Consider the following 24,995-nt stretch of genomic DNA (forward strand, 5'->3'; position numbering starts at 1 on the left):
ACAAATCCTTAATAGTACCGACTATTTCAGATATAATTTTAATGGCAATGAAAAATAAAAAAATGGCATTATTATTTTCTGTTCTATCAGCAGGAAGTATGATGTTTGCTCAGGATGACCTGATCAACAAGTTAAAAAACAATCAGTCTCAAAATGCTAATTTTAAGTTCACAACAGTAAAGGATCTTGGCGCTACTTCGGTAAAGAATCAGGGTTCATCAGGAACATGCTGGAGCTATTCCGGGAATTCATTCCTGGAATCTGAAATGCAGCGTATGGGTAAAAAACCTGTAGATCTTGCTGAAATTTTTACTGCCAGAAATTCTTATCATGACAAAGCCAAATTATATGTTTTGAACAATGGAGCGATCAACTGGGGAGATGGTGGTGAACTGCATGATGTAATCAATATGTACAAAAAGTACGGTGCTGTTCCTCAGGATGCTTATACGGGTTTAAAAGACGGACAGACTCTTAATAATTTCAAAGAAATGCAGGATAAGCTGAAACCGGTTTTAGACAGCCTGGTTCAGGCTTCTCAAAAGGGTAAGCTTACTGATAACTGGATGGCTTCCGTAGATGCAATTTTAGATGACTATCTTGGAAAAGTTCCTGCTAACTTTACCTATGAAGGGAAATCTTACACACCCAAAACATTCGCTAAGGAAGTGGTGGGAATCAATCCTGAAGATTATGTAGAATTGTCTTCCTATAAAGATTACCCGTACTATCAGAAATTTGTAGTTCCTATCCCTGATAACTGGAGCCATGATTCTGACTGGAATGTTCCGATGAAGGATATGACTGCCATTATTGATAATGCCATCAACAAAGGATATTCCATTGGTTGGGCAACCGACGTTTCAGAACCTTATTTCTCTTATAAAAATGGAGTGGCGTATGTTCCCGATGTTGATCTGAATCAAATTACTCCGGAGGTAAAGAAAGAATTATTCACCGAGCCTAAAAAAGATAAAGCAATCTCTGAAGATATGCGTCAGGCAGCGCTTAATAATCTTTCAACCACGGATGATCATGGAATGCACATCGTAGGATTGGCAAAAGACCAGTCAGGTAAGGAATATTATATGGTGAAAAACTCCTGGGGTGTAACCAACGATTTTGAAGGTTACCTTTACGTGACAAAACCATATGTTGAATATAAATCAACAGCTATTCTGGTTCACAAAAATGCTATTCCAAAAAGTATTTTGAAGCAGTTGAAACCTACCAAGAATATTGGCTTATAAGAAATCACTGTTGTCATTTATTTGACAATTTTAGATATTTAAATCTGTTAAAAACCCGCTTTCAGAAATTCTGAAAGCGGGTTTCGTTTAAATAGATGATAGGAAAAAATTTAAAATATAAGTAAGTGGATTGTGAAAGTCTATTGTGAATCTGTATTCAAATTGACTTATTGACAATTCACTATTGACTTTAGTATAGCACGCCCATGCTTTCGGCTGAAAAATCTAAAAGCTTTTCTGTATTTCCGTCTTTTATTTTCTTCACCCATTCATGATCCTGTAAAAGAGCCCGTCCTACTGCTACTAGATCAAAATCTTCTCTTTCAAGTCTGCGTATTAATTCTGTAAGATCTGTTTTTTCGGTTCCTTGTCCTGCAAAAGCTGTCATGAAATCACCTTTCAAACCTACTGAACCTACAGTGATCGTTGGTTGTCCTGTGATTTTTTTGGCCCAGCCTGCAAAGTTCAGATCAGAGCCTTCAAATTCCGGTTCCCAGAATCTTCTTTGTGAACAATGGAAAATATCTACTCCCGCTTCTTTTAATGGTAATAACCAATCCTCCATTTCTGCAGGGGTTGCAGCCAGCCTGCTGGAATAATCCTGCTGTTTCCATTGAGATAAACGGATAATAATCGTGAAATCCTCTCCTACTGCTGCTCTTATTGCTTTCACAACGTCTACGGCAAAACGGGTTCTTTCTTTTAACGTTTTCCCTCCGTATTCATCAGTTCTTGTGTTGGTTACTTCCCAGAAAAACTGATCGATCAGATAACCGTGAGCGCCATGAATTTCGATACAGTCAAATCCTAAATCTTTTGCAGATTTTGCAGAAGCAGCAAATTGAGCAATCGTATCCTGGATATCTTCCAGCGTCATGGTGGAAGCTTTCTCCATATCAATCAAAGGATAATCTTCCGACATTCTTGTATCTCCTACATGCCAGATCTGAGGCCCCATTTTTCCGCCATGCTGATGAACAGCATCAATTACATTTTTCCAGCCCTGTAATGCTTCCGTACCATAGAAATCCGGAATGTTCTGCATATTTTTGGAAGCCGGCCTGTTGATAACGGTTCCTTCGGAAAGAATTAATCCTACTTCCGAAGCAGCACGTCTTGCATAATAGTCTGCTATTTTCTCAGTAGGTACTCCATTATCAGATTGGGCTCTTGTCATAGGAGCCATAACGATTCTATTTTTAAGCTGTAAATTCTTGTATTGAAAGGGGGTAAATAACAATTCTGTACTCATTTTTGATTGTATTTTTTATAATTGTTACGCAAAGTAACTAATAATAGTTCATTTTTGTATCTTTTGATTAAAAAAAAGTGGTAACTTTGCAGTAACTTATAATAGTAACATTCAAGTAACGATGAAATCTTGATTCCGTATGACTTTGAAAAAAATAAAAATCACCCTATGAAAAAGAATGAATTAATGAAGCATAGCTGTCCACTGGGAAAAGCGATGTCTGCGTTGGGAAGCAAATGGAAACCTATCATTGCTCTTGTGATCAAAGACAGGAAACTGCGTTTCGGAGAACTTGCAGTACGCATCAATGTGATTTCGAGAAAAGTTCTTACCGACCAGTTAAGAGAAATGGAAACGGACGGATTAGTTGTTCGTGAAGAATTTAAAGAGATCCCGCCAAGAGTGGAATATTCTCTTACAGAAAAGGGATTGGCTCTTTTACCTATTTTATATATGCTGGAAGAGTGGGAAGCGAAGTATCAGAATAAAGAGTTGTATGCTGAAAAAGATTGTAATCTTTTAGATAAAAAAAGTGAAAAGGCTGTTGTGTAATGGCTTTTTTAATTTTCAAAGATATTTTTAACTTGCATTTCCAAGTCTTTAATTCCATCAAACTTTTTGAATTTAATTTGTTTATTTTGTGAATATAATTCGTTTATTATTTCTAAAATTAAATCTAAAGGTTCAATTTCATAACCGTATAAATTTTGATCAAAATTTGTTCCTACAATTAATCCATCATTGCTCATTCCAACACACCAATTTTCAATAAACTCTGCCAAACCTAGCTCATCAACTTCATATTCACTCCATTCATTTTTTATACAAGATTTTGCCCTGACTTTATCTGACCAAAAGCAAATAATCCCTACAGCATCTCCATTTTCATCTTCTATTTTATTTGATGAAGATGTTGCATAACCTTCATGATCTTTTAAAGCATATACTATTTCATTTGTTGAAACTTTTTTTACGAAATCTTTATGCCGATTTACTAAGGTAAAATGGTCTTGTATCATTTGTTTTTTTATTAAAATTTAAATATATAAATTTATTTAACATGATAAAAATCCTTATTTCAATATAATAAAGATTGGTTCATTGAATATGACTTTCAACAATTTCGCTAGTCAAAAAAGTCAGATTCATATTATTAATAATATTCAAAAAAACATTACATTTGTATAAATCACAATCCTTTGAAAAATATGAAAAATTTAAGAAAATTGCAAAAATCCGATCTAAAAATGATTATTGGCGGAGGGGCACCGGAATGTGCGGAAGATCAAATCGCATGTTATTATCCACCTAAAAACGGTTATCCAAGTTACTGGAGATGTGTCCCGATAAGTGTAGGATGCCCTGATTAAAAAACAAAACCGCTTTCTTAGAAAGCGGTTTCTTATTTCTATTCCTCAATTTAAAATATCGCGGGATATTTCTGAGGATTCGTTTCATTGAACATCGCATAGATCTTTTCTACCATATCATCCGCTGATGGTTTGCTGAAGTAATCTCCGTCACTTGCATATGCTGGTCTGTGATCATTCGCAGCAATCGTTAACGGATCTGAATCCAAATATCTGAATGCTTTTTGTTTTTCAACAATCTGCTGTAGGATAAATGCTGAAGTTCCTCCTTCCACATCTTCGTCTATCACTACCAATCTGTTGGTTTTCTTCACGCTTTCAGCAATTTCATGGGATAAATCGAAAGGAATCAATGACTGGATATCAATAACTTCTGCAGAAATGCCTAGTTTTTCTAATTCATTAGCTGCTTCCATTACAATTCTCCAGGTAGAACCGTAAGTTACTAAAGTAACATCCTTACCTTCTTTTGTCACTTCAATCTTTCCGACAGGAACCGTAAATTCTCCTAAGTTATCCGGTTGTTTTTCTTTTAATCTGTATCCATTCAGACATTCAACAATTACAGCAGGTTCGTCTGCTTGTAACATAGTGTTATAGAATCCAGCCGCTTTGGTAAGGTTTCTTGGTACTAGAACAAGGATTCCTTTTGAAAGGTTAAGAATTCCGGCCATTGGTGAACCTGAATGCCAGATTCCTTCTAATCTGTGACCTCTTGTTCTGATGATTACCGGCGATTTCTGACCTCCTTTTGTTCTGTACTGAACTGTAGCCAGATCATCACTCATTCCTTGTAAACAGTATAGAATATAGTCTAAATATTGGATTTCAGCGATTGGTCTCAAACCTCTCATGGCCATACCAATTCCCTGTCCGAGAATGGTAGCTTCGCGGATTCCTGTATCAGCAACACGAAGTTCACCGTATTTTTCCTGCATTCCTTCCAACCCCTGGTTTACGTCACCGATATTTCCGGCATCTTCACCAAATACTAAAGTTTCAGGATATTTTTCGAATATTTTATCAAAGTTGTTTCTTACCACTACCCTTCCGTCCACTTCTTCTGAATCCTCAGAGTAAACAGGCTTAACTTCCGCTACGTTGGTAGCTTTCCATTGAGACTGGGAATATAAGTGGGAAGAATAATTGTCTTTTTCAATTTCAAAAACTTCGTGGTATTTCTGCATCAATTGATTTCTTTCTGCAGAGTTGGTTCCTCTTGTTGCCAATAAAGCCTTCCTTACTAAATGGAAGACATCTTTTTTAGCTTTTGAAACCAGTTTGTTAAACTGGGTAATATAGTTTTCAATTTCAGCATTTTGCCCTTTAAGGTTTTCCACTAAAGGTACAATTGACTGAGTTAAGTCTGTAATCGTTTTCTGATAGCTTTCCCAAGCTACTTTTTGCCCGGCTTTCACTATTTTTTTGGCCTCATCATCAATAGCATCCAACTCTTCGGTAGTAGCAATAATTTCTTCTTTTCCTTCGATTTCAATGGAATAGTTCAAAATCCATTCTCTGAATTTAATCAATCCATCAAACTCAGCCTCCCAGGAAAGACGCTCTTCATTTTTATATCTTTCGTGTGAGCCTGATGTAGAGTGACCTTGAGGTTGTGTAACTTCTATGACGTGAACCACCACAGGAACACTTTCTGTTCTTGCAAAGTGTTCGGCTCTTGCATAGGCATCCAATAAAGCAGCATAATCCCAAGCTTTTACCTGAATGATTTCACATCCCTGGTTTTCTCCTTCTTTTCTTTGGAAACCACTCAGCATTTCAGAAATATCCGCTTTGGCTCTTTGATTTCTGGTAGGAACAGAAATTCCGTACCCATCATCCCAGATGGAAACGATCATAGGAACCTGAAGCGCACATGCCGCATTCAATGTTTCCCAGAAGTGACCTTCTGCTGTAGATGCATCACCAATAGTTCCGAAGGCGATTTCATTTCCTCCTTTTGAGAATTTTTCAGAACCTTCAAATTGTACACTTTTATATATTTTGGAAGCCTGAGCTAATCCTAATAATCTTGGCATCTGACCTGCAGTAGGAGAAATATCAGAAGAGATATTCTTCTGAGCAGTCAGATCTTTCCAACTTCCGTCTTCGTTCAAACTTCTTGTTGCAAAATGCCCGTTCATCTGTCTTCCGGCAGAAGCAGGCTCTCTTTCTACATTGGTATCTGCATATAATTGGGCAAAGAAACTTTCCACCGTCAGCGCATCTACCGCCAATGCAAAAGTCTGGTCTCTGTAATATCCTGAACGGAAATCTCCATTTCTGAAAACTTTTGCCATGGCCAGCTGAGGAAGCTCTTTACCATCTCCAAAAATTCCGAATTTAGCTTTTCCGGTAAGAACTTCTCTTCTTCCCAGATAAGACATCTCGCGGGAAATTCTCCCTAGCCTATAGTCTTCAAGTATTTGATTTTTAAAGTCTTGAAAGGAAATTTGCTGTGTTTCAATATAAGTTGTCTGCATAGCCAAATATAAAATTTTATGTTCTTGAAGTATTTTGCTAATATACACTTTTTAAATTAATTTTAATTTTTAATAATCTTTTTTAAAAATTTGATAATAAAAAAAATTGTGTTTTACTTTGAAAAAAATTGTAAAAGATGGAAAAGAAATCCCCTCATATTCTGAATGCTTCCAGTAATCTCTTAGGATTTTCACTGATCATTATCACCTCTTTAAAAATCACTAAAATAAGTGGCAGTACGTATTTGGATGAATTTGCAGGAATCTCTTGCCTGCTTTTTGCCTGCAGCTGCTTCTTTTCATTTCTTGCGATACGATCCCAAAATGAAAAACGTGAAGATAAATTTGAGACTATTGCGGATTATTTATTTTTAGTGGCATTATTTTGCATAGTTCTAGCTGTTATCATTGTAACAGTAAAAATAATTTAAATTTAGCACTGCAAAATCGAAATCTAAATTCAATTATCATTTACAAATCATCAAATGTAGATTTTTATCGATAACGCCTGATTTTCAGTTTTTTGGTATACTATTTGAAAATTGTTATTGAAATTATTTAAAAACACAAATGATGAGAAAAAAAATATTGATTATGGTCAAGGTTTTCGCCTTTTCCACATTGTACTTTGCACAAGTAGGTATTAATACTTCCGCTCCTCAAACTACATTTCACATTGATGGGGCAAAGGATAATCCAACATCAGGAGCTCCAACAACTACACAACAAACCAATGATTTTTCCGTAACTAATACCGGACAAGTAGGTATAGGAACAACTGCTCCAACAGAAAAACTGGATGTGAGTTCAGGAAATTTACGTGTCCGAAACATTAACTCCAATGTCGGGGTAGGTGGAACAGACAGAGTAGTCGTTGCCGATGCGAATGGTGTACTGAAGACCATAGATTTTACAGCCTATTCCTTATTCCATGCACGTTTGGCAGCTGACCAGAATATTGGTTCTGCAGCTTCCATTGTTACATTATTGTTTGCCAATCCGGTAGCAACGTCACCATTCTATTCTTATAATACCTCTACAGGGGTTCTTACGTTCAATCAGGCAGGCAACTATCTGGTTACCCTACAGGCAAGTTTTGCTGATATTTCAGCAGGAGCACAGCTGCTTTTAGGTATCAGACCTGTTCCGGACAGCAATTACTTAGGAAGAGGAAGTCATTATGCCGGTGCTACAACACCTGCTCTAACGGCTTCCACAAGAATTGGTGAACTTATGAACTATACTACGGTAATCGTTGTTCCTACAGCAGGGTATCAGATCCGTTTTACAGCAGCACCTAATGAGGCTTGCACAGTTTTATCCACAGAGATGGGACCTACCGGAAATGGAAACGTGACCAACGTAACGGTTCAGAAAATATAATATAACTGGAAAAGATAAAAGGCTTCGGCGCACCAAAGGTGCGCCGAAGCCTTTTTATTTGAATATTTCTTATCTTAAAATTTTCTTTCAATAACATAATCCAGCATACTGTGCAAAGATTTTTTAGCGTCAGAATCCGGGAATTCATTCAGGATATCTTTAGCTTTCTGTTGGAAATCTTTCATCACTTTGATCGCATAATCGAGACCTCCAGAGCTTTTTACAAAATTGATCAGCTCTTTTACTCTTTTCTGATCATTGTTATATCGTTTTATGGTATTAAAATAATATTTCCTGTTCTTTTCATCAGCCGTTTTCAAGGTATAAATCAAAGGCAGCGTCATTTTTTGCTCCTTAATATCAATTCCTACCGGTTTTCCGATCACATTGGAACTTAAATAATCGAATAAATCATCTTTAATTTGAAATGCCATTCCGGTATAGGTACCGAAATCCTGCATTTTTTTAGCCAGCTTTTCATCGGCATTATTTGAAAGGACACCGATCTCACAACAGGCAGCAATTAAGGTAGCAGTTTTCTGACGGATGATTTCATAATATACTTCTTCTGTAATATCCAGCTTTCTGGCTTTTTCCAATTGTAAAAGCTCTCCTTCAGACATTTCACGGATAGTCCTGGAAATAACGCTTAATAAATCATAATCTTTATGATCGGTAGACAGCAAAACGGATTTTGATAAAAGATAATCCCCTACCAAAACGGCAATTTTATTTTTCCATAAAGCATTAATAGAGAAAAAATTACGCCTTTTAAAGCTTTCGTCCACTACATCGTCATGTACTAACGTAGCAGTATGAATCAGTTCTATCATGGAAGCTCCACGATAAGTTTTTTCATTGACGTTACCTATCAGCTTAGCACAAAGAAATACAAACATAGGACGCATCTGTTTTCCTTTAGTCGTCACAATAAAGCGGGTAACTTTATCCAGTAAAGGGACTTTACTCTGCATGGATTCATAAAACTTCTGTTCAAAAAGTTTCATTTCCTCGTTGATCGGTTGTTTGATTTCTTCTACAATATTCGCCACAATCTGTGAATGATAATAGGTAAATGATTATTAATTCTCACAAAGATAATTTTTTTCAGGCAATTTTAAGAGAAATTTCAATGTTTGAGCTTTTCTTTTGGAATAAAATAAAAACTTTGCTTTGCACCACCTAAAGGGGAGTTGAATTTTTCACCGGAAATATAGAGCCCGTCTTCGTTCACTGCAATCCCTTCAATTTGTCCGATAGATAAAGAGCTTCCCAAATAATAATGTACCGGTGGCTCTTTAAAGAAAATTCCTGGTTCGGTTTCGTTAAAAATATCCAAAAAGACTTCTGTTTTTTTAGTATACCCTATCAGGTAAAGTTTTTTATCGAAATAAGAAGCATCGGTTACTACAAAATCTATTTTATAAGATTCTATTTTTTCGGCTTTTTGATTTTCCGAAATTTCAGGATCAATGATATAATGAGTGGTAGATCTTGAAGACCATTCTTTAGTAAATAGATGAAGTTTTCCGTTCAAATAGATCAAAGCTTCCGCATCGAAATTAGTATCCATATTTTTAGAGACGAAATCTGTCTGTTCAGGATAATAAAAAGAAATGGCTCTTACTTCATCATTTTTTGTCTTATCCTCCTGAAAAGGAATCTGATATATTTTCAGATCTTTTCTTGTTCCGGCATTGTTTCCGAAATCTCCAATATAAAAATGGGTTCCATCATTGGTTAACGCTTCCCAGTCTTTATTTTCTGCATTAATTTTCAAAACATCCACTATATTCCCTGAAGATTTGTCTATTGAAAAAAGTTCAGGCTGGTTTCCGCTATCATTGAACGTATACAGTTTTCCATTAAAAAAATTCAATCCCGAAGTTTCTTTGATCCGCTCATCAAGAAAGGCCACTTTATATTTTCTTATTTTCAGAAAATCAACCCGCTGAGAATAAACAGATGGAGAAACAATGATGATAAGAGACAGAAGAAGCTTTTTCATGCCATAAAAATAGAGCTTATTATTTTATCACAAAAGTCAAAAAATGATTCTTCACCTCTTGTGCGTTTTATGATTGTATTTTTTAAGCTGATCTTTTTTGCTTTTCTGCATATTCTTTTTGATATTGCCTTACTGTTTTTCCGGTTCCGTCATGTCTCCATCCCGGGGAATTGAAGAGATATCCTAGACGATCTGACATTTTAAGTCCGGGTTGCTTCATATCTTTCCAAATTTTTCTCCACTCATATAGCAGTACCGTATCAGGATTATTATCCGGCATTTTAGGATATATTCCGAACTTAACCGGAACATTTGGATCCTCTTTTTCAAAAGTTCCAAAGATCTTATCCCAAATGATCAGGCACATTCCCATGTTCCTGTCCAAGTATTTGATATTACAAGCATGATGAACACGATGATGAGATGGTGTCACCAGAATGTATTCCAGAATCCCCATACTTTTTACGGTCTGCGTGTGTACCCATGTCCCATATACCTGCCCTAATGCATAAACAACCATAATGTGCCACGGATTGAAGCCCAGAAAAGCCAACGGAGAAAAGTACAAATATCTATAGAGAGGCTGTAAAACAGGACTTCTGAAGCCCGTCGTCAGGTTAAAATATTCAGAATTATGATGGGTAATATGAACGGCCCAAAAAGCTCTTGAATGATGATCTACATAATGAAGAATATAATAAGCAAAATCCGTGATCACAAAGCAGATCAGCCAATACCAAATATTGAAATCCCATGAGAAAAGGCGGTGATTATAAAAGAAGAACATTACTCCCATTGCAAAAACCTTCATCACCAAATCCAAACCAAAGTTCAGCAAGGCAAGATAAATACTTGTTGCAACATCTTTTCCGTTATACAATTTGGCTTCGGAAAAATGGCTGTAAATCATTTCAGCAAAAATAACGATGGCATGTAAAGGAATTGCCCATGTATAAACATTTTCCAGTCCATCTTCACCAAGAAAATAATCCATCATTGTATTAGTTTATACAAATGTAGGATTTTAAGATTTTTTTAAGAGTATTTTTTAGAGTTTTTAAGGAAATTTTAATCAGCAGTTTTATTGGCCAGCTGACCACAGGCAGCATCGATGTCTCCCCCTCTGCTTTTTCGGATCATTACGGTAATTCCTGCATTTTCAAGCTGGCGGACATAGTTATCTTCTGCCTGCTTATTGCATTGGTCATATTTTCCGTCCCCGATCGGGTTATATTGAATCAAATTAACTTTAGAAGGAACCTGCTTACAATATTTGATCAAGGCTTTGATATCTTCATCTTTATCGTTGATATCTTTCCAGACACAATATTCAAAAGTGATCACTGAACCTGTTTTCTGGTACCAGTATTGAAGTGCCTCCATAATGTCCGTTAACGGGAACTTATCAGAGAAAGGCATGATCTCATTACGCTTGGATTCGATAGCGGAGTGAAGTGATAAAGCTAATTTCACCCGCAGCTCATCATCAGCAAGCATTTTGATCATTTTAGGAATCCCGGAGGTAGAAACGGTGATTCTTCTTGGAGACATTCCCAAACCTTCCGGCTGGGTAATTTTTTTGATGGCTTCCACCACATTTTTGTAATTCATCATCGGCTCTCCCATTCCCATAAAAACGATATTGGAAAGGGGCCTGTCGAAATACAGTTTACTTTGCTTATCAATCAAAGCGACCTGATCTACGATTTCAGCCACTTCAAGATTTCTCATTCTTTTGAGCCTTGCGGTAGCACAGAATTCGCAGTTCAAAGAACATCCAACCTGGGAAGAAACACAGGCTGTTGTTCTTGTTTCAGTAGGAATAAGAACAGATTCCACCATTAATCCATCATGAAGCTTTACTCCATTCTTGATAGTCCCATCCGAGCTTTTTTGAAGCTGATCTACGGAAACGGGATTGATGGTGTATTCTTCAGCAATCCTTTCACGAAGCTGTTTCGAAAGATTCGTCATTTCATCAATGGAATGGAGATTTTTACTCCATAGCCAATCATAGACCTGCTTCGCACGAAACGGTTTTTCTCCTAAAGACACAAAGTAGTCTTTAAGCTGGTCTAGTGATAAAGTTCTGATATCTTTCATAGGTTGATTGAGGATGATAGGTTACAGGTTGCAGGAATTATTACCTGCAACCTTTTACCTTATATCTTTATTATAAAATTAGCATGGCATCACCGTAAGAGTAGAATTTATACTTTTCTTTTACGGCTTCTTCATAGGCATGCATTACGAAATCTCTTCCTGCAAATGCTGCAATCATCATAATCAATGTAGATTTTGGTGTATGGAAGTTCGTGATCATAGAATTTGCCACTCCAAAATCGTGAGGCGGATAGATAAACTTGTTGGTCCATCCGTGGAATGCAGAGATTTTCTTATTAGAAGAAACTGATGTTTCCAAAGCTCTCATTGTAGTAGTACCAACCGCACAAACTCTTCTGTGACCTTCCACTGCTCTGTTGATGATTTCAGCATTCTTCTCATCAATGAATACTTCTTCAGATTCCATTTTATGTTTAGAAAGATCTTCCACTTCAATCGGGTTGAAAGTTCCCAATCCTACGTGAAGAGTAATTTCGGCAAAATCAATTCCTTTGATCTCCAATCTCTTCATCAAATGCTTAGAGAAGTGTAATCCGGCAGTAGGTGCAGCTACAGCTCCTTCTATTTTAGCATAGATTGTCTGATATCTTTCAGCATCTTCAGGCTCTACGGCTCTCTTGATATATTTCGGAAGCGGGGTTTCTCCCAATTCTTTCAATTTGGCTCTGAATTCTTCATAAGAACCATCAAATAAGAATCTTAAGGTTCTTCCTCTGGATGTAGTATTATCAATAACTTCAGCTACTAAAGATTCGTCTTCAGTAAAGAATAATTTATTACCAATTCTGATTTTTCTCGCAGGATCTACCAAAACATCCCAAACACGGGTTTCTTTATCTAATTCTCTTAAAAGGAATACTTCAATTTTAGCACCTGTTTTTTCTTTATTTCCATAAAGACGTGCAGGGAAAACTTTAGTATTATTGAAAATGAACAGATCTTTTTCATCGAAATAGTCTACCACATCTTTGAACAGTTTGTGCTCAATTGTTTGAGTTTTTCTGTCCAAAACCATTAGTCTTGCTTCGTCTCTGTGTTCTGATGGATGTTCTGCTAATAATTCAGCAGGAAGATCAAAATTAAAATCGGATGTTTTCATTTTTTTAAATTACGGTTTAAAAATTAAGAAAGCTACAAGGGTGTAATTTTCGCGGTGCAAATATACGACATTCAACACCCCTTTGTCAAGTCTTATTTCAAATGATATCAAAAACCGTAATAATACGGTGACTTTACGAGCAAAAAAAAGTTTATTTTTGGAAGCAAAATTGTACACCTATGAGCAAATATTCATTAGAAGCGTTCGTGAACGAAACCAAAGAGAATCCGCAGGAAAGAGACTATTTCGAACTTGAAAAGCCTCAGCTTCTGGAGATCAATCTTAATAATCAGTCTGTATGGACCAAAGCCGGAAGTATGGTCGGGTATGTCGGAAACATCAATTTCGAAAGACAGGGAATGCTTTCAGGAGGATTAGGTAACCTTTTAAAAAAAGCCATTAGTGGAGAGGGAGCCAAACTGATGAAAGCAGAAGGCACCGGAAAATTGTATGTAGCAGATTCAGGGAAGAAAGTCCGTATTCTTTACCTGAATAATGAAGCGGTCTGCGTGAACGGAAATGATGTTTTAGCTCATGAGCAAAGCATTAAAAGTGATATTACCATGCTGAAAAGTATTGCCGGAGTAATGTCAGGCGGATTATTCCAGGTAAGACTTTCCGGAACGGGGCATATTGCCATTACCACTCATGGAGATCCTTTAACGTTAATGGTCACTCCGGACAGCCCTGTTTTTACCGATCCCAACGCAACCGTTGCATGGTCAGGAAATCTGAGTCCAGAGCTGAAAACGAATGTGTCTTTTAAAAGTCTTCTAGGAAGAGGAAGCGGTGAAGAATTCCAGATGAAATTTTCCGGAACCGGATGGGTGCTGATCCAGCCTTATGAGGAGGTTTATGCTGTTGAAAAATAATTGATAATTGATAATTGATAATTGATAATTGATAATTGATAATTGATAATTGATAATTGATAATTGATAATTGATAATTGAATAATAAAAAAGCAAAGACGTTGTCTTTGCTTTTTTATTATATATAATTTCTGATTTTCTCCCAATCTTCCAATTTCTTCTCCAATGAAACCGTATGAAGCGGACTCGTTGAGGGAAGTAAAAATATAGGAATTTTAAAGTCTTTGCCTAAAATTTTCTGTAGGTTTTTATATGATTTTCCGCCATTGCAGAATATCGCCTGAATATTCGGGTGTTTGTCTAAAAGCTCTGCAATCTGATTGGCTTCTTCATTCCTGATCTCGGAATCCAGACTTCCTTTTCTTTCACAGGAATCAATGACATCCCAAAGTGCGATATGATGTTTTTTCAATACTTGAATTCTTTCGGCATAATTCTCTGTAAATTCTTCTTCAAACAAAGCAAATATAATTTTCCAGAATGCATTCTGCGGATGGGCATAATATTGTTGTTTTTCCAGTGACTTCACCCCCGGAATCGAGCCGAGAATTAAAATCTTGGAAGCATCATCAATGATAGGTGGAAACGAAGAAATCCTGTTCTGCATATATATAAATTTTGGTAAAGTCCGGAATAATGAAAAACAAAAAACGGGCTAAAGCCCGCTCTTATTAGTGTTTTTAAAATAAATCCAATTTTATTCGGAATCATTTTTTAATCTGTTACAAAGTTTCCTTTAACCATTCAAAAAACTCTCTCTGCCATACCAATCCGTTCTGTGGATGAAGTACCCAGTGGTTTTCATTCGGGAAGTATAAGAATTTTGTTTTTAGTCCTTTTAATTTTGCCGCCTGGAAAGCTTCCTGACCCTGTTCGTAAGGAACTCTGAAATCGATTCCTCCCTGAATGATCATAATTGGCTTGTTCCATTGATTAACAAAATTGCTTGGATTGAAATCTGTATATGCTTTTGGTAAAGGTTTTTCCCATGGAGAACCTAAATCCCAGTTTGCAAACCAAAGTTCTTCTGTGGTCAGATACCAGGATTTCATATCGAATAATCCATCGTGCGCAATGAAAGTCTTGAATCTGTTGTTATGGATTCCAGCCAGCATGAATACACTGTAACCGCCATAACTCGCTCCTACAGCAGCCATTCTGTCTCCATCTACATAAGGTAATGTTTTAGCATAGTCTGTAGCAGCTAAGTAATCTTTCATCGGCTGTCCGCCCCAATCTTTGGAAATATCTTCATTCCATTTCGTTCCCCAGCCCGGCATTCCTCTGCGGTTAGGGGCTACAACGATATATCCGTTGGCCGCCATTAAGGCAAAGTTCCATCTTGTACTGAAATATTGCGTTAATCCTGATTGCGGACCTCCCTGGCAATATAATAAGGTTGGATATTTTTTATTAGGATCGAAGTTAGGAGGATAATGGAACCATACCCCCATTTCTTTTCCATCCGTTGTTTTTACCATTTTAAGCTCGGTTTTTCCCTGAGCTAATTTAGCATACGTGTCTTTATTAGCTTCGGTAACCTGCTTCATTTCTCCATTTTTAAGACTGACAGAGAAAAGTTCCGTAGCATGGTTGATATCTGTTCTACCTACTACAAGTGAGTTTTTGTTGTCCGCAAAAATTTCATTCACGTCAAAATCTCCTTTGGTAATCTGCTGAACTTTTGAAGATTTAGGATCTACGGAGAAAAGCTGTTTTGTTCCCTTGAATGCAGCTGTAAAATATACCATTTTGGAATCTCCGCTCCAGAATACATCTCCGGTTACGCTTTCATCCCAACCTTTGGTAAGGTTAACCGTTTTCCCTGATTTCCAATCTAATAATTTAACATCATTTTTATCTGCTTCATATCCATCTCTTTCCATACTTTGCCAAACCAGAGATTTTCCATCCGGACTGAATTTTGGATTAACATCATATCCTTTATTAGATTCTGTTAAATTCTTTGTAGTTCCCGAAGCTAAATCATATGCAAAAATATCAGTATTGGTGCTTGTCGCATATTCTTTACCGCTTTTCGGCTTAGTTACATATAAAAGCTGTGCAGAATCCGGGCTCCAGATAAAATCTTCTGCTCCACCGAAAGGTCTTTGCGGAGAATCCCAGGTTTTACCATCCAGTAAATCCTTTGCAGATTCCACTTTATCTGAAACATTCACTACAAATACATGGTTGTACTTCCCTTCATTGAAGTAATCCCAGTGTCTGTGATTCAGGTCTGTGTAAATCTGAGCCGTAGTTTTCGGTGTATCATTGTATTTATCTTTTCCCATTAATTTTTCAACCAAAACCTGCTTGCTGAAGGCAATCTTTTTACCGTCCGGTGAAATCACAACATTGTCTACTTCTCCTATGGTATAAAACTCTGTCCAGGTTTTTCCACTGTCTTTAGAAAGATAAATTTTATCTCCTTCCTGGGCATAGATTCCATTCTTGTCCCATTGAATAAGAGCTTTCTTACCTAAATCTATTTTAGAAGACTGGCTGCTGAGAATATTGAGAAAATAGTTTTCGTTTTTTGTTTTTTCTGTTTTTAAATCTACCTGTCCTACTTTATAGATCAGAGAAGATTGATCCGGAGAAACGGCCTGTACTCCCACTTTTTTCAAAGTCCAAAGAATTTCAGGCGTCATTAACTGTTGTGCATTCATTAAAAGCGGAGCTGCCAAAGCCAGCAGACTGTACTTAAGTTTCATATGTAATGTTCGTTTTTTAAAGGATCTGTAGAATCTCATGATGAGTTCTTCACATCCTTATTGAATTCAAAGATTGCCAAAGTTAATTATTAAAATAAAAATGAACGAAAAAATTAACATTTAAGTTGGATTTGAGATTATCAAATAAAAAAATCGCCAGCTAAAAAGCTGGCGATTTCTATTCGTTATAATAAACTCTGATTAATCTTTGTCTGAAACAAAAGAGTTGACCAGAGAAGTAATAATTGAAAGCGCAATGCTGAAAATAAATGCCCATCCAAAACCATCTACTTCCATGCTGTCTATAAAATAATCTGCCATTAAAATGATTACGGCATTAATGACCAATGCAAATAATCCTAATGTAATAATGGTAAGCGGAAGCCCCAAAAGACTAAGAATAGGTTTTACAATAAGGTTTAACAACCCTAAAACAATAGCAAAAATAATAGCGGAACTAAATCCTTCAAAATGGACTCCCGGTAATATTTTAGTTAAAAGATAAGCTACGATCGAGGTGATAAGCAGCCGGATAATGATGTTCATAGTTGATTTTTTTAATGTTTCCAGTGATATTGTACAAAAGCTATTCCAATAGCTGAAATTGCCATTTCTGTTTATTCGTTATTTTATTTTCATCATGGTAACTAATGACGTCGCGACATGGCTTTCAGATGTGTTATATTCATCAACCGTATAAATTTCCGTTCTGATCACACTGATCTTTGCTCCTCCTTTAATTACATAAGATTTTGATACCAAAGCATCACCAATGGCAGGACGTAAATAGTTGACCTTCAATTCCACAGTAACCACATAACAATCTTCCTCATAATGGCTCACCGCAGCATATCCCGAAGAAACATCCACTAAAGAAGCGATCATCGCACCGTTGAACATTCCCGCTTTTCTGGTCATCAGATCCATTTTCGGGATCTTCATGGAAATAAAATCGGTTTGTACTTCAAGAAGTTCAGCTTTATAGAATTGTAATGTTTCAGAACGGTTGAAGCTGTCTGTGATGAGTTTCTTTTTTTCCGGGGTCATTATTTTAATTTGAATACAAATTTAATTTTTTTACCCGCAAATATTGATTTTTCAAATCAGGAAACTGTAAATTCGTATAACAGGAATTATCTCAACAATAAATAATGAGTAATGATTTAGTATATCGATTCATCAGGCCGGATCAATCACTTACCGATTTCGTGTACGGTTATTCTTCACTGCAAAATTTGGCCACCTTTACTGAAGGGGTGATCATACCAAACGGGCGAATTGATTTACTTTTCTATAAAACCATCAATGATCAGTTTCAAATTATTCTCATGGGTCTGGAAACAAAGCCGAAACCAATGCCCAAACGTGAAATTTCTGTTTTTTTTTCCATCAGCTTCAATCCTCTTGCTTTGGAATACATTCTCAACCAGTCTATTGCAGAGTTTATAGACAGCGGAAAAGAACTTCCCGATAATTTCTGGGATTTCAGTGTTGATGATTTAAATGATTTTGATGCATTCTGTAAAAAAGCATCTCAAAAAATCATTTCACTCTTGCCTGATGAAATTGATGAACGAAAACGTCAATTATTTGAATTGATTTTTGCCACCGACGGAGAAATAAGCGTCAAAGAGCTTTCTGAAAAAATATTCTGGAATGAGAGGCAGATCAACCGCTATTTTAACAAGCAATTAGGAATCTCCTTAAAAACCTATTGCAAGATTCTTCGTTTTCAGGCTTCGCTACACCATATCAAAGACGGAAAACTTTTTCCGCAGCTTAATTTTACCGATCAGTCTCATTTCATCAAAGAAATCAAAAAACTTTCCGGTGTTTCTCCCAAAGAATTATTCAAAAATCAAAATGACCGTTTTTTACAATTTTTAGTCTACCACACCAAGTAATTTTGCAGCATAAAATTCACAATTATGCTTATAGACAATAAATCAATCGCCATTGTGGGTGGTGGTCCCGGCGGATTAACATTAGCCAGGCTGTTACAATTGAAAGGCGCCAACGTAAAGGTATATGAAAGAGATCTAGATAAAAATGCGAGAGTTCAGGGATCCCCACTCGATCTGCATGATAATTCCGGATTAGCTGCCATTCGTAAGGCAGATTTACTGGAAGAATTCAAACAAAACTATCTTCCGGGAGCCGATAAAAAAATGATCATGAATGAAAATGCAGAAATATTTTTCAGTGATCATGAAACCAAATCCGAAGACCATTTCGGATATGAATATTTCCGGCCAGAAATTGATCGTGGCACTTTGCGAAAAATTTTACTGGAGTCTTTACAGCCTGAAACCATAGTTTGGAACAGTCATTTTATTTCTATGGAAAAAGAAAATGATGGCTGGCTTCTGCATTTCAAAAATAGGGCATCAGTTTATGCAGATATCATTATTGCAAGTGACGGAGCAAATTCTAAAATACGCCCTTATATTACGGATAATAAAGCTTTTTATTCTGGTATAACGATGTTTGAAGGAAATATTCAAAAGGCAAAAGAAAATGCACCATCAGTTAATGATTTACTGAAAGGCGGAAAAATAATGGCTTTCGGGAATAGAAAAAATCTGCTGATGGGGCAAAAAGGAAATGGCGACATTGGTTTTTATGCCAGTTTTCCGGCTGAGGAAAACTGGGCAACATCAAACAGATTGGATTATTCCGACAAAAACCAAGTGATTAACTGGTTTAAGACAACGTATCCCGAATGGAATATCATTTGGCTCGAATTATTTGAAAATGCTGAAACCCCTTTTATTCCGCGTCCTATTTATTGTATTCCATTGGATCAAAACTGGGAAGCCCATTCCAATATAACCATGATTGGTGATGCAGCGCACGTAATGCCTCCATTTGCAGGAGAAGGTGCGAATATGGCAATGCTGGATGCTTTAGAGTTAAGTGAATGTTTAACTTCCAATCAATATAAAACATTACAGGAAGCCATTTCCGTTTACGAAACCAACATGCGCAAAAGAGCTTCAATTGCGGCAAAAGAATCGCTTGAAAACGGAGAATTGATGCATTCTGAAAATTCTCTTCAAGAAATGTTGAGTTTCTTCAACGGACATTAAAAATGCTGATCGTTGATATAATGACCATTAAGAAGTTCTTAATGGTTATTTTTTTAATCAGGCAAGAATCACATTGAACATGTCATTCAAAGATAAAATACCTTCTGTAAGATTATCAGGATGGGCTGTAAACCCTTTCAGCTTTGAAGTTTTTCCTTTTACAATAAGATCCAGAAGCTGTTTTTCGGATAATTTCTTTCCAAAAGTTTCAAACGGTACTTTAAAGCTGCAGTTTTTATAATCTGAACATCCTACGGCTGTTTTTCCTTTCATTAAATGATGTTCTTTACATTTCGGACATTTTATTTCTTCCCAGGACTGAAGCTCTTTTTTGGGAGCTGGCTCTTTCTTTTTCTTTTCTTTTACTTCAGGTTCTTCCTGCAAGGTGATTACTTTTCCTTTTCCGTCCACTACTTTACGGGTAAGTTCCGTTACCATTTGGATCAGTTCTTCTTTGAACTGGTTGGCTTCATACTCTCCTTTTTCGATCTTACGAAGCTTGGATTCCCATTCTCCCGTTAGTTCAGGGCTTTTCAAGAGTTCATCTTCAATAGTATCGATCAGCTGAATTCCGGTTTGGGTAGCATAGAGATTTTTCCTCTTCTTCTCAATATATTTCCGTTTGAAAAGAGTTTCAATGATATTCGCACGTGTTGAAGGTCTTCCGATGCCGTTGTTTTTCAATAATTCCCTGAGCTCCTCATCTTCTACCTGTCTTCCTGCGGTTTCCATCGCTCTCAGAAGGGTTGCTTCCGTGTAAGGTTTCGGCGGCGAAGTTTTTCCCTGGTGGATCATGGGTTCATGTGGTCCCGTCTCTCCTACGGTGAATTCAGGAATGGTTTGTTCTTCTTCTTTATCTTTGTCTTTATCTTGCGGTTCTTCTTTGGCGTCTTTTGAATATACCACTCTCCATCCCGGTTCCAGGATCTGTTTTCCACTGGTTTTAAATGGAATGGTCCCTACTTTTGCCTCTACTAAAGTATTGGAGATTTTACATTCCGGATAGAAAACGGAAATGAAACGTTTGGCAACAAGATCATAGATCAGCTTTTCTTCTTTGCTCAGGTTTCTTGATGGCGGAATTTCCGTTGGAATAATGGCGTGGTGATCCGTCACCTTGGAATCATCGAAAACGGCTTTTGACTTAGGAATAGGCTGTTCCAGTAATGGTGTTATCAATTCCTGGTAAAACGTCATGCTTCTCAAAATTCCTCCCACCTTCGGATAAAGGCTTTCGGATAAGTAGGTTGTATCAACACGAGGATAGGTAACGTGCTTTTTTTCGTAAAGACTTTGAATATAGTTTAAGGTATTCTCTGCAGAATATCCGTATTTTTTGTTGGCTTCCACCTGAAGTCCCGTCAAATCAAATAGTCTCGGATTTTTTTCTTTTCCTTCTTTAATTTCGAAAGAAACAATCTCAAATGGATTTTGTTTAAGGTATTCCAGTCCTTTTTCTGCCCGATCCAGCGTTTTCAATCGGTCAATTGCCGCATTGAAAATTACATCACGATATTTTGTTTTCAATTCCCAGTATTCTTCCACCGTGAAACTGTCAATTTCCTTTTGACGCTGAACCAACATCGCCAAAGTAGGCGTCTGTACTCTTCCGATGGATAAGACGGCTTTATTACCCCCAAACTTTTTGGTAAATAATCTTGTTGCATTAATCCCCAACAACCAGTCTCCTATCGCTCTCGCATTTCCTGCTAAGTAAAGATTTTTATAATCTTCGGCGGGTTTTAAGCTGGCAAAACCCTCTTTAATAGCTTCTTCCGTAAGGGAGGAAATCCATAAACGATGAACGGGTTTATTGCATTTTGCTTTCTGCAATACCCATCTTTGGATCAGTTCCCCTTCCTGTCCGGCATCCCCGCAGTTAATGACCTCATCACATTCCTCCACCAACCTCTCTATTACCCTAAACTGGTTTTCCACTCCTTTATTTGGGATGAGCTTGATACCAAAATTTTTAGGAATGATCGGGAGAAAAATTAAGCTCCAGGATTTCAATTCCGGACCATAATCGTGGGGTTCTTTTAGCGTACAAAGATGGCCGAACGTCCATGTCACACAATAGCCGTTTCCTTCCATATAGCCTTGCTTAGGCGTGGTAGCGCCCAACACTTTGGCAATATCTCTGGCAACACTGGGTTTTTCGGCAATACAAAGCTTCATGAATGTTCGTCGTTATGGAAAGGGGAGCAAAATTCGGGATTTTTTTTGACTTTTTCGAGAGGAAATATTTAAAATAATTTGGTATACAAAATGTATTTCAATACAACATGAAAAATAAAAATACTGAAAATCAAATATTTACACATTAATTTTTTATTAACATTTTAAAAAGTCTATGTTTTTAGTGGACTAATAAAAATATATGTTCTATATTTGCAACCGTATTCAGGAAACAAAATAATGAAAGCCATATCTGTAAATATAAATAAATGCACTAAGAGACACATCAACATGACAATGATGATGTATTGCAGCATGTCTATGCACGGATATTTTTGTGGTTAACCTTACTTTTATGACATATTTTCAAGGCTCTACCACGTTGTAGAGCCTTTTTTATTACACAACATTAAAAAAATACAGCAATGAATACTTCAAAAAATAAATGGTTGATACCTGTAGCATTTACCAACATATACGTGATCTGGGGAATTACTTTCCTTGCCATCTCCTTCGGGTTAAAAGGTTTTCCTCCTTTTATTCTTTCCGGATTTCGGTTTTTTACTGCGGGAATATTGATACTAGGCTATCTGCTGTTTAAGAAGAGAGAAAAAGCAAATTCTTTCGCCAACTGGAAAAAGAACGGTATCACAGGAATCCTCATTCTTACCGGAGGAACCGGGCTTGTTGCATGGGGTGAACAATATGTAACCGCTTCTGAAGCCGCAATTGCAATTGCAACAGGACCTTTCTGGTTCATTGCCATCGATAAAAAGAACTGGAAATATTATTTCTCAGACAAATTCATTCCAATTGGACTTGTGATCGGTTTTATCGGATTGATCTTATTCCTGAATGGAAGCATCAGTTCACACTCCCCTATAACAACAACTAACAGTACATTAAGAATAACGGCATTCATTGTATTGGCGTTAAGTTCTGTTGCATGGGTTCTGGGTTCTTTATATTCTAAGAAAAATCCGGCGAATCATTCAACATTCATGAATATTGCCCAACAGCTCATCGTTGCAGGTATAGCTTCTTTTACTATTGCAGCTTTCCGCAATGAATGGACTGGCTTTTCCATCACAAAAGTTCCGTTGCCTGCATGGTCAGGATTGTTGTTCCTGGTTGTATTCGGATCCATTATAGCCTATTTGTCTTATATATGGCTGTTATCCGTAAAACCGGCAGCATTGGTGAGTACGCATACTTATATTAACCCGATTGTAACCGTCATTGCAGGCTGGATCATTGCGAATCAAACGATCAACGGAAATCAGTTGTATGGATTATCCATCATCTTAATTGGGGTACTCCTCACGAATGTTACCAAATATGTAAGACTTTCCAAACGGTCTAAAGTAAAGATAAGAAGAGTGGTAAGACATTTCAATAAAATCAATAAACCTTATCAAGCTATATAATGTAATCAAGATTATGATAGAGATTAAAAATATTTCAAAAACATTTCATCAGAAAAAGCAGTCATTCAAAGCGCTTGACAATGTAAGTCTGAATGTGGATCAGGGAGACATTGTAGGAATTATCGGATTTTCAGGTGCGGGGAAAAGCACCTTAATACGAACGGTTAATCTGCTGGAAAAACCTGATCAGGGACAGGTTATCATCAATGATCAAGATTTTACCCGGCTAAGTCCAAAGCAGCTGGCCAAAGAACGTAAAAAAATCGGAATGATTTTCCAGCATTTCAATCTGCTTTCTTCCAGAACAGTTTTTGAAAATGTGGCTCTTCCTTTGGAACTCGATCACGTTAATAAAGATCAGATCAGGGGGAAAGTCAATGAGCTTTTAAAGATTGTGGGTTTAGAAGATAAAGCCCATGATTATCCCAAAAGCCTTTCGGGAGGACAGAAACAGAGAGTTGCCATTGCAAGGGCATTAGCCAATGATCCTTATCTCCTGCTTTGTGATGAAGCGACGAGTGCACTTGATCCCGCAACAACACAGTCGATTTTGCAGTTGTTAAGGGATATCAATCAACGGTTGGGAATCACCATTCTGCTGATCACCCACGAAATGGAAGTCATCAAAGCCATTTGTAACCACGTAGCAGTAATTGATAAAGGAAAACTCATTGCCAAAGGAACGCTAAGTGAGATTATTTCGGATAAGGAAAACCCTGTCATCAGACAATTTATAAATACAGACATCATGACTATACCTCAGGAATTGAATAAAAAAATACAAAAAGAGCCACAGGAAGGACTATTTCCGCTTGTTGAAATAGAGCTCAATGAAAAAGTAAGTGTTGAAGAGCTTCTTTCCACCATTTATGAAGAATACAAGATCCCATACAAACTGCTGAAAGCCGATGTGGAATATCTTGGAAATTCCAACTTCGGGAAGCTTTTATTACAGCTACAGGGAAAAACCGAAGAAAATCAGAAAGCGATCTATTATTTCAACCAGAACAACATTCAAAATACAGTAAGAGGATATGCTTAGTGATACGGTAATTTCGCTTTTGTCGAAAGGAGTTTGGGAAACGGTTTATATGACTTTTGTTTCGGGATTTTTTGGATTTGTTTTAGGGTTACCCGTTGGTATTTTACTTTTTCTCACAAAGAAAGGGCAGCTTCTGGAAAATGCTTACTATAATAAGACTTTATCGGTCTTAGTGAATATTTTCCGTTCTATTCCTTTTATTATTCTGATCGTTTGGATGATCCCGTTTACAAGGACTTTAGTGGGAACTTCCATTGGAGTGAATGCGGCTTTGGTGCCATTAAGCATTGGTGCTGCTCCTTTCATTGCAAGGCTGGTTGAAAACAGTTTGCTGGAAGTTCCTCACGGATTGATTGAAACAGCGAGAGCTTTAGGAGCTTCTCCTTTTCAGATCATTAACAAAGTTTTGCTTCCGGAGGCACTTCCTTCACTCATCAATAATGCAACCATCACGCTGATCACACTAGTTGGTTATTCTGCAATGGGTGGAGCTGTCGGAGCGGGTGGATTGGGACAAATCGGGTATCAATACGGATACATCGGGTATGATGCAGTTATCATGAACCTGGTTCTGATTTTACTGGTAACTCTGGTTTTCATCATTCAATTCTCTGGGGATAGACTGGCCAAAAGATTTGATCACAGATAAGTAAAACCGCAAAACTGTAAAAAGCAGAATCGTAGAATCGCAAAAGAATAGG

The 24,995-nt window shown here is 37.0% G+C and carries 24 protein-coding genes; 11 read left to right on the plus strand and 13 right to left on the minus strand.

The window, feature by feature from the left end; translation table 11 throughout:
* The first annotated feature begins 62 nt into the window (after positions 1-62).
* Positions 63-1,250, plus strand: coding sequence for a C1 family peptidase (locus EGI05_RS04725; RefSeq protein ID WP_394337973.1), 1,188 nt, complete (start codon positions 63-65; stop codon positions 1,248-1,250).
* A 190-nt stretch (positions 1,251-1,440) separates the two neighbouring features.
* On the opposite strand, the gene EGI05_RS04730 is transcribed toward EGI05_RS04725, so the two are convergent.
* Positions 1,441-2,502: an NADH:flavin oxidoreductase gene (locus EGI05_RS04730; protein ID WP_123261897.1), complete on the minus strand. Its 1,062-nt coding sequence runs from the start codon at positions 2,500-2,502 to the stop codon at positions 1,441-1,443.
* 168 nt (positions 2,503-2,670) lie between these two features.
* Here EGI05_RS04730 and EGI05_RS04735 point away from each other — a divergent pair, with 168 nt between their 5' ends.
* A complete protein-coding gene (locus tag EGI05_RS04735; RefSeq protein ID WP_123261898.1) occupies positions 2,671-3,054 on the plus strand; it encodes a winged helix-turn-helix transcriptional regulator in 384 nt (127 codons plus the stop codon).
* Between the two features lie 8 nt (positions 3,055-3,062).
* On the opposite strand, the gene EGI05_RS04740 is transcribed toward EGI05_RS04735, so the two are convergent.
* Entirely contained in the window at positions 3,063-3,521 is a 459-nt protein-coding gene (locus EGI05_RS04740) for a DUF2750 domain-containing protein (RefSeq protein WP_123261899.1), read from the minus strand.
* A 189-nt stretch (positions 3,522-3,710) separates the two neighbouring features.
* Here EGI05_RS04740 and EGI05_RS17945 point away from each other — a divergent pair, with 189 nt between their 5' ends.
* Entirely contained in the window at positions 3,711-3,872 is a 162-nt protein-coding gene (locus EGI05_RS17945; RefSeq protein WP_166668309.1) for a hypothetical protein, read from the plus strand.
* Positions 3,873-3,922: 50 nt separating this feature from the next.
* Here EGI05_RS17945 and EGI05_RS04745 read toward each other — a convergent pair whose 3' ends face one another.
* On the minus strand, positions 3,923-6,355 hold the full coding sequence (locus tag EGI05_RS04745) for an alpha-ketoacid dehydrogenase subunit alpha/beta (RefSeq protein WP_123261900.1): 2,433 nt from the start codon (positions 6,353-6,355) through the stop codon (positions 3,923-3,925).
* A 137-nt stretch (positions 6,356-6,492) separates the two neighbouring features.
* Between EGI05_RS04745 and EGI05_RS04750 the strand changes: the two genes are divergently transcribed.
* Both EGI05_RS04750 and EGI05_RS04755 read left to right on the plus strand, forming a co-directional pair.
* Entirely contained in the window at positions 6,493-6,786 is a 294-nt protein-coding gene (locus EGI05_RS04750; protein ID WP_123261901.1) for a hypothetical protein, read from the plus strand.
* A 163-nt stretch (positions 6,787-6,949) separates the two neighbouring features.
* A complete protein-coding gene (locus EGI05_RS04755) occupies positions 6,950-7,738 on the plus strand; it encodes a hypothetical protein (RefSeq protein ID WP_134197365.1) in 789 nt (262 codons plus the stop codon).
* 74 nt (positions 7,739-7,812) lie between these two features.
* Here the strand turns inward: EGI05_RS04755 and EGI05_RS04760 are convergent, their stop codons facing one another.
* The 5 genes from EGI05_RS04760 to queA all read right to left on the minus strand — a co-directional run bounded on the left by EGI05_RS04760 (position 7,813) and on the right by queA (position 12,969).
* Complete coding sequence (locus EGI05_RS04760) at positions 7,813-8,790, minus strand: polyprenyl synthetase family protein (RefSeq protein ID WP_123261903.1); 978 nt, start codon at positions 8,788-8,790, stop codon at positions 7,813-7,815.
* 77 nt (positions 8,791-8,867) lie between these two features.
* Entirely contained in the window at positions 8,868-9,746 is an 879-nt protein-coding gene (locus tag EGI05_RS04765; RefSeq protein WP_123261904.1) for a hypothetical protein, read from the minus strand.
* Positions 9,747-9,828: 82 nt separating this feature from the next.
* Positions 9,829-10,743 carry a sterol desaturase family protein gene (locus EGI05_RS04770; RefSeq protein WP_123261905.1) on the minus strand — a complete coding sequence of 305 codons (915 nt, stop codon included), beginning with the start codon at positions 10,741-10,743 and terminating at the stop codon, positions 9,829-9,831.
* Positions 10,744-10,814: 71 nt separating this feature from the next.
* Positions 10,815-11,849, minus strand: coding sequence for a 23S rRNA (adenine(2503)-C(2))-methyltransferase RlmN (rlmN, locus tag EGI05_RS04775; protein ID WP_123261906.1), 1,035 nt, complete (start codon positions 11,847-11,849; stop codon positions 10,815-10,817).
* 70 nt (positions 11,850-11,919) lie between these two features.
* On the minus strand, positions 11,920-12,969 hold the full coding sequence (queA, locus tag EGI05_RS04780) for a tRNA preQ1(34) S-adenosylmethionine ribosyltransferase-isomerase QueA (RefSeq protein WP_123261907.1): 1,050 nt from the start codon (positions 12,967-12,969) through the stop codon (positions 11,920-11,922).
* Positions 12,970-13,148: 179 nt separating this feature from the next.
* Between queA and EGI05_RS04785 the strand changes: the two genes are divergently transcribed.
* Positions 13,149-13,841 (plus strand): AIM24 family protein, encoded by a 693-nt coding sequence (locus EGI05_RS04785; protein WP_123261908.1) that lies wholly within the window; start codon positions 13,149-13,151, stop codon positions 13,839-13,841.
* 118 nt (positions 13,842-13,959) lie between these two features.
* Here the strand turns inward: EGI05_RS04785 and EGI05_RS04790 are convergent, their stop codons facing one another.
* From EGI05_RS04790 to EGI05_RS04805, 4 genes are all read right to left on the minus strand, one after another.
* A complete protein-coding gene (locus EGI05_RS04790) occupies positions 13,960-14,448 on the minus strand; it encodes a DNA-deoxyinosine glycosylase (RefSeq protein WP_123261909.1) in 489 nt (162 codons plus the stop codon).
* Positions 14,449-14,563: 115 nt separating this feature from the next.
* Entirely contained in the window at positions 14,564-16,558 is a 1,995-nt protein-coding gene (locus EGI05_RS04795; RefSeq protein WP_123261910.1) for a S9 family peptidase, read from the minus strand.
* Positions 16,559-16,759: 201 nt separating this feature from the next.
* The gene (locus tag EGI05_RS04800) at positions 16,760-17,104 is read right to left on the minus strand and encodes a phage holin family protein (RefSeq protein ID WP_123261911.1); all 345 of its coding nucleotides are present in this window, start codon (positions 17,102-17,104) and stop codon (positions 16,760-16,762) included.
* A gap of 78 nt (positions 17,105-17,182) precedes the next feature.
* On the minus strand, positions 17,183-17,605 hold the full coding sequence (locus EGI05_RS04805; protein WP_123261912.1) for a PaaI family thioesterase: 423 nt from the start codon (positions 17,603-17,605) through the stop codon (positions 17,183-17,185).
* Between the two features lie 104 nt (positions 17,606-17,709).
* On the opposite strand from EGI05_RS04805, the gene EGI05_RS04810 reads away from it, so the two are divergent.
* Both EGI05_RS04810 and EGI05_RS04815 read left to right on the plus strand, forming a co-directional pair.
* Positions 17,710-18,462: a helix-turn-helix domain-containing protein gene (locus tag EGI05_RS04810; protein WP_123261913.1), complete on the plus strand. Its 753-nt coding sequence runs from the start codon at positions 17,710-17,712 to the stop codon at positions 18,460-18,462.
* Between the two features lie 24 nt (positions 18,463-18,486).
* On the plus strand, positions 18,487-19,647 hold the full coding sequence (locus tag EGI05_RS04815) for an FAD-dependent oxidoreductase (protein ID WP_123261914.1): 1,161 nt from the start codon (positions 18,487-18,489) through the stop codon (positions 19,645-19,647).
* A gap of 57 nt (positions 19,648-19,704) precedes the next feature.
* On the opposite strand, the gene EGI05_RS04820 is transcribed toward EGI05_RS04815, so the two are convergent.
* Positions 19,705-21,825, minus strand: coding sequence for a type IA DNA topoisomerase (locus EGI05_RS04820; RefSeq protein ID WP_123261915.1), 2,121 nt, complete (start codon positions 21,823-21,825; stop codon positions 19,705-19,707).
* A gap of 425 nt (positions 21,826-22,250) precedes the next feature.
* Here EGI05_RS04820 and EGI05_RS04825 point away from each other — a divergent pair, with 425 nt between their 5' ends.
* From EGI05_RS04825 to metI, 3 genes are read left to right on the plus strand one after another with little or no spacing between them, the layout of a single operon-like run.
* Positions 22,251-23,252, plus strand: coding sequence for an EamA family transporter (locus EGI05_RS04825; protein WP_123261916.1), 1,002 nt, complete (start codon positions 22,251-22,253; stop codon positions 23,250-23,252).
* Positions 23,253-23,265: 13 nt separating this feature from the next.
* The gene (locus tag EGI05_RS04830; RefSeq protein WP_123261917.1) at positions 23,266-24,294 is read left to right on the plus strand and encodes a methionine ABC transporter ATP-binding protein; all 1,029 of its coding nucleotides are present in this window, start codon (positions 23,266-23,268) and stop codon (positions 24,292-24,294) included.
* Complete coding sequence (metI, locus tag EGI05_RS04835) at positions 24,287-24,943, plus strand: methionine ABC transporter permease MetI (RefSeq protein ID WP_123261918.1); 657 nt, start codon at positions 24,287-24,289, stop codon at positions 24,941-24,943. Before EGI05_RS04830 ends, metI begins: the two co-directional genes overlap by 8 nt.
* Positions 24,944-24,995: the final 52 nt, after the last annotated feature.

The sequence above is a fragment of the Chryseobacterium daecheongense genome (assembly GCF_003729955.1).
Lineage (GTDB): Bacteria > Bacteroidota > Bacteroidia > Flavobacteriales > Weeksellaceae > Chryseobacterium > Chryseobacterium daecheongense.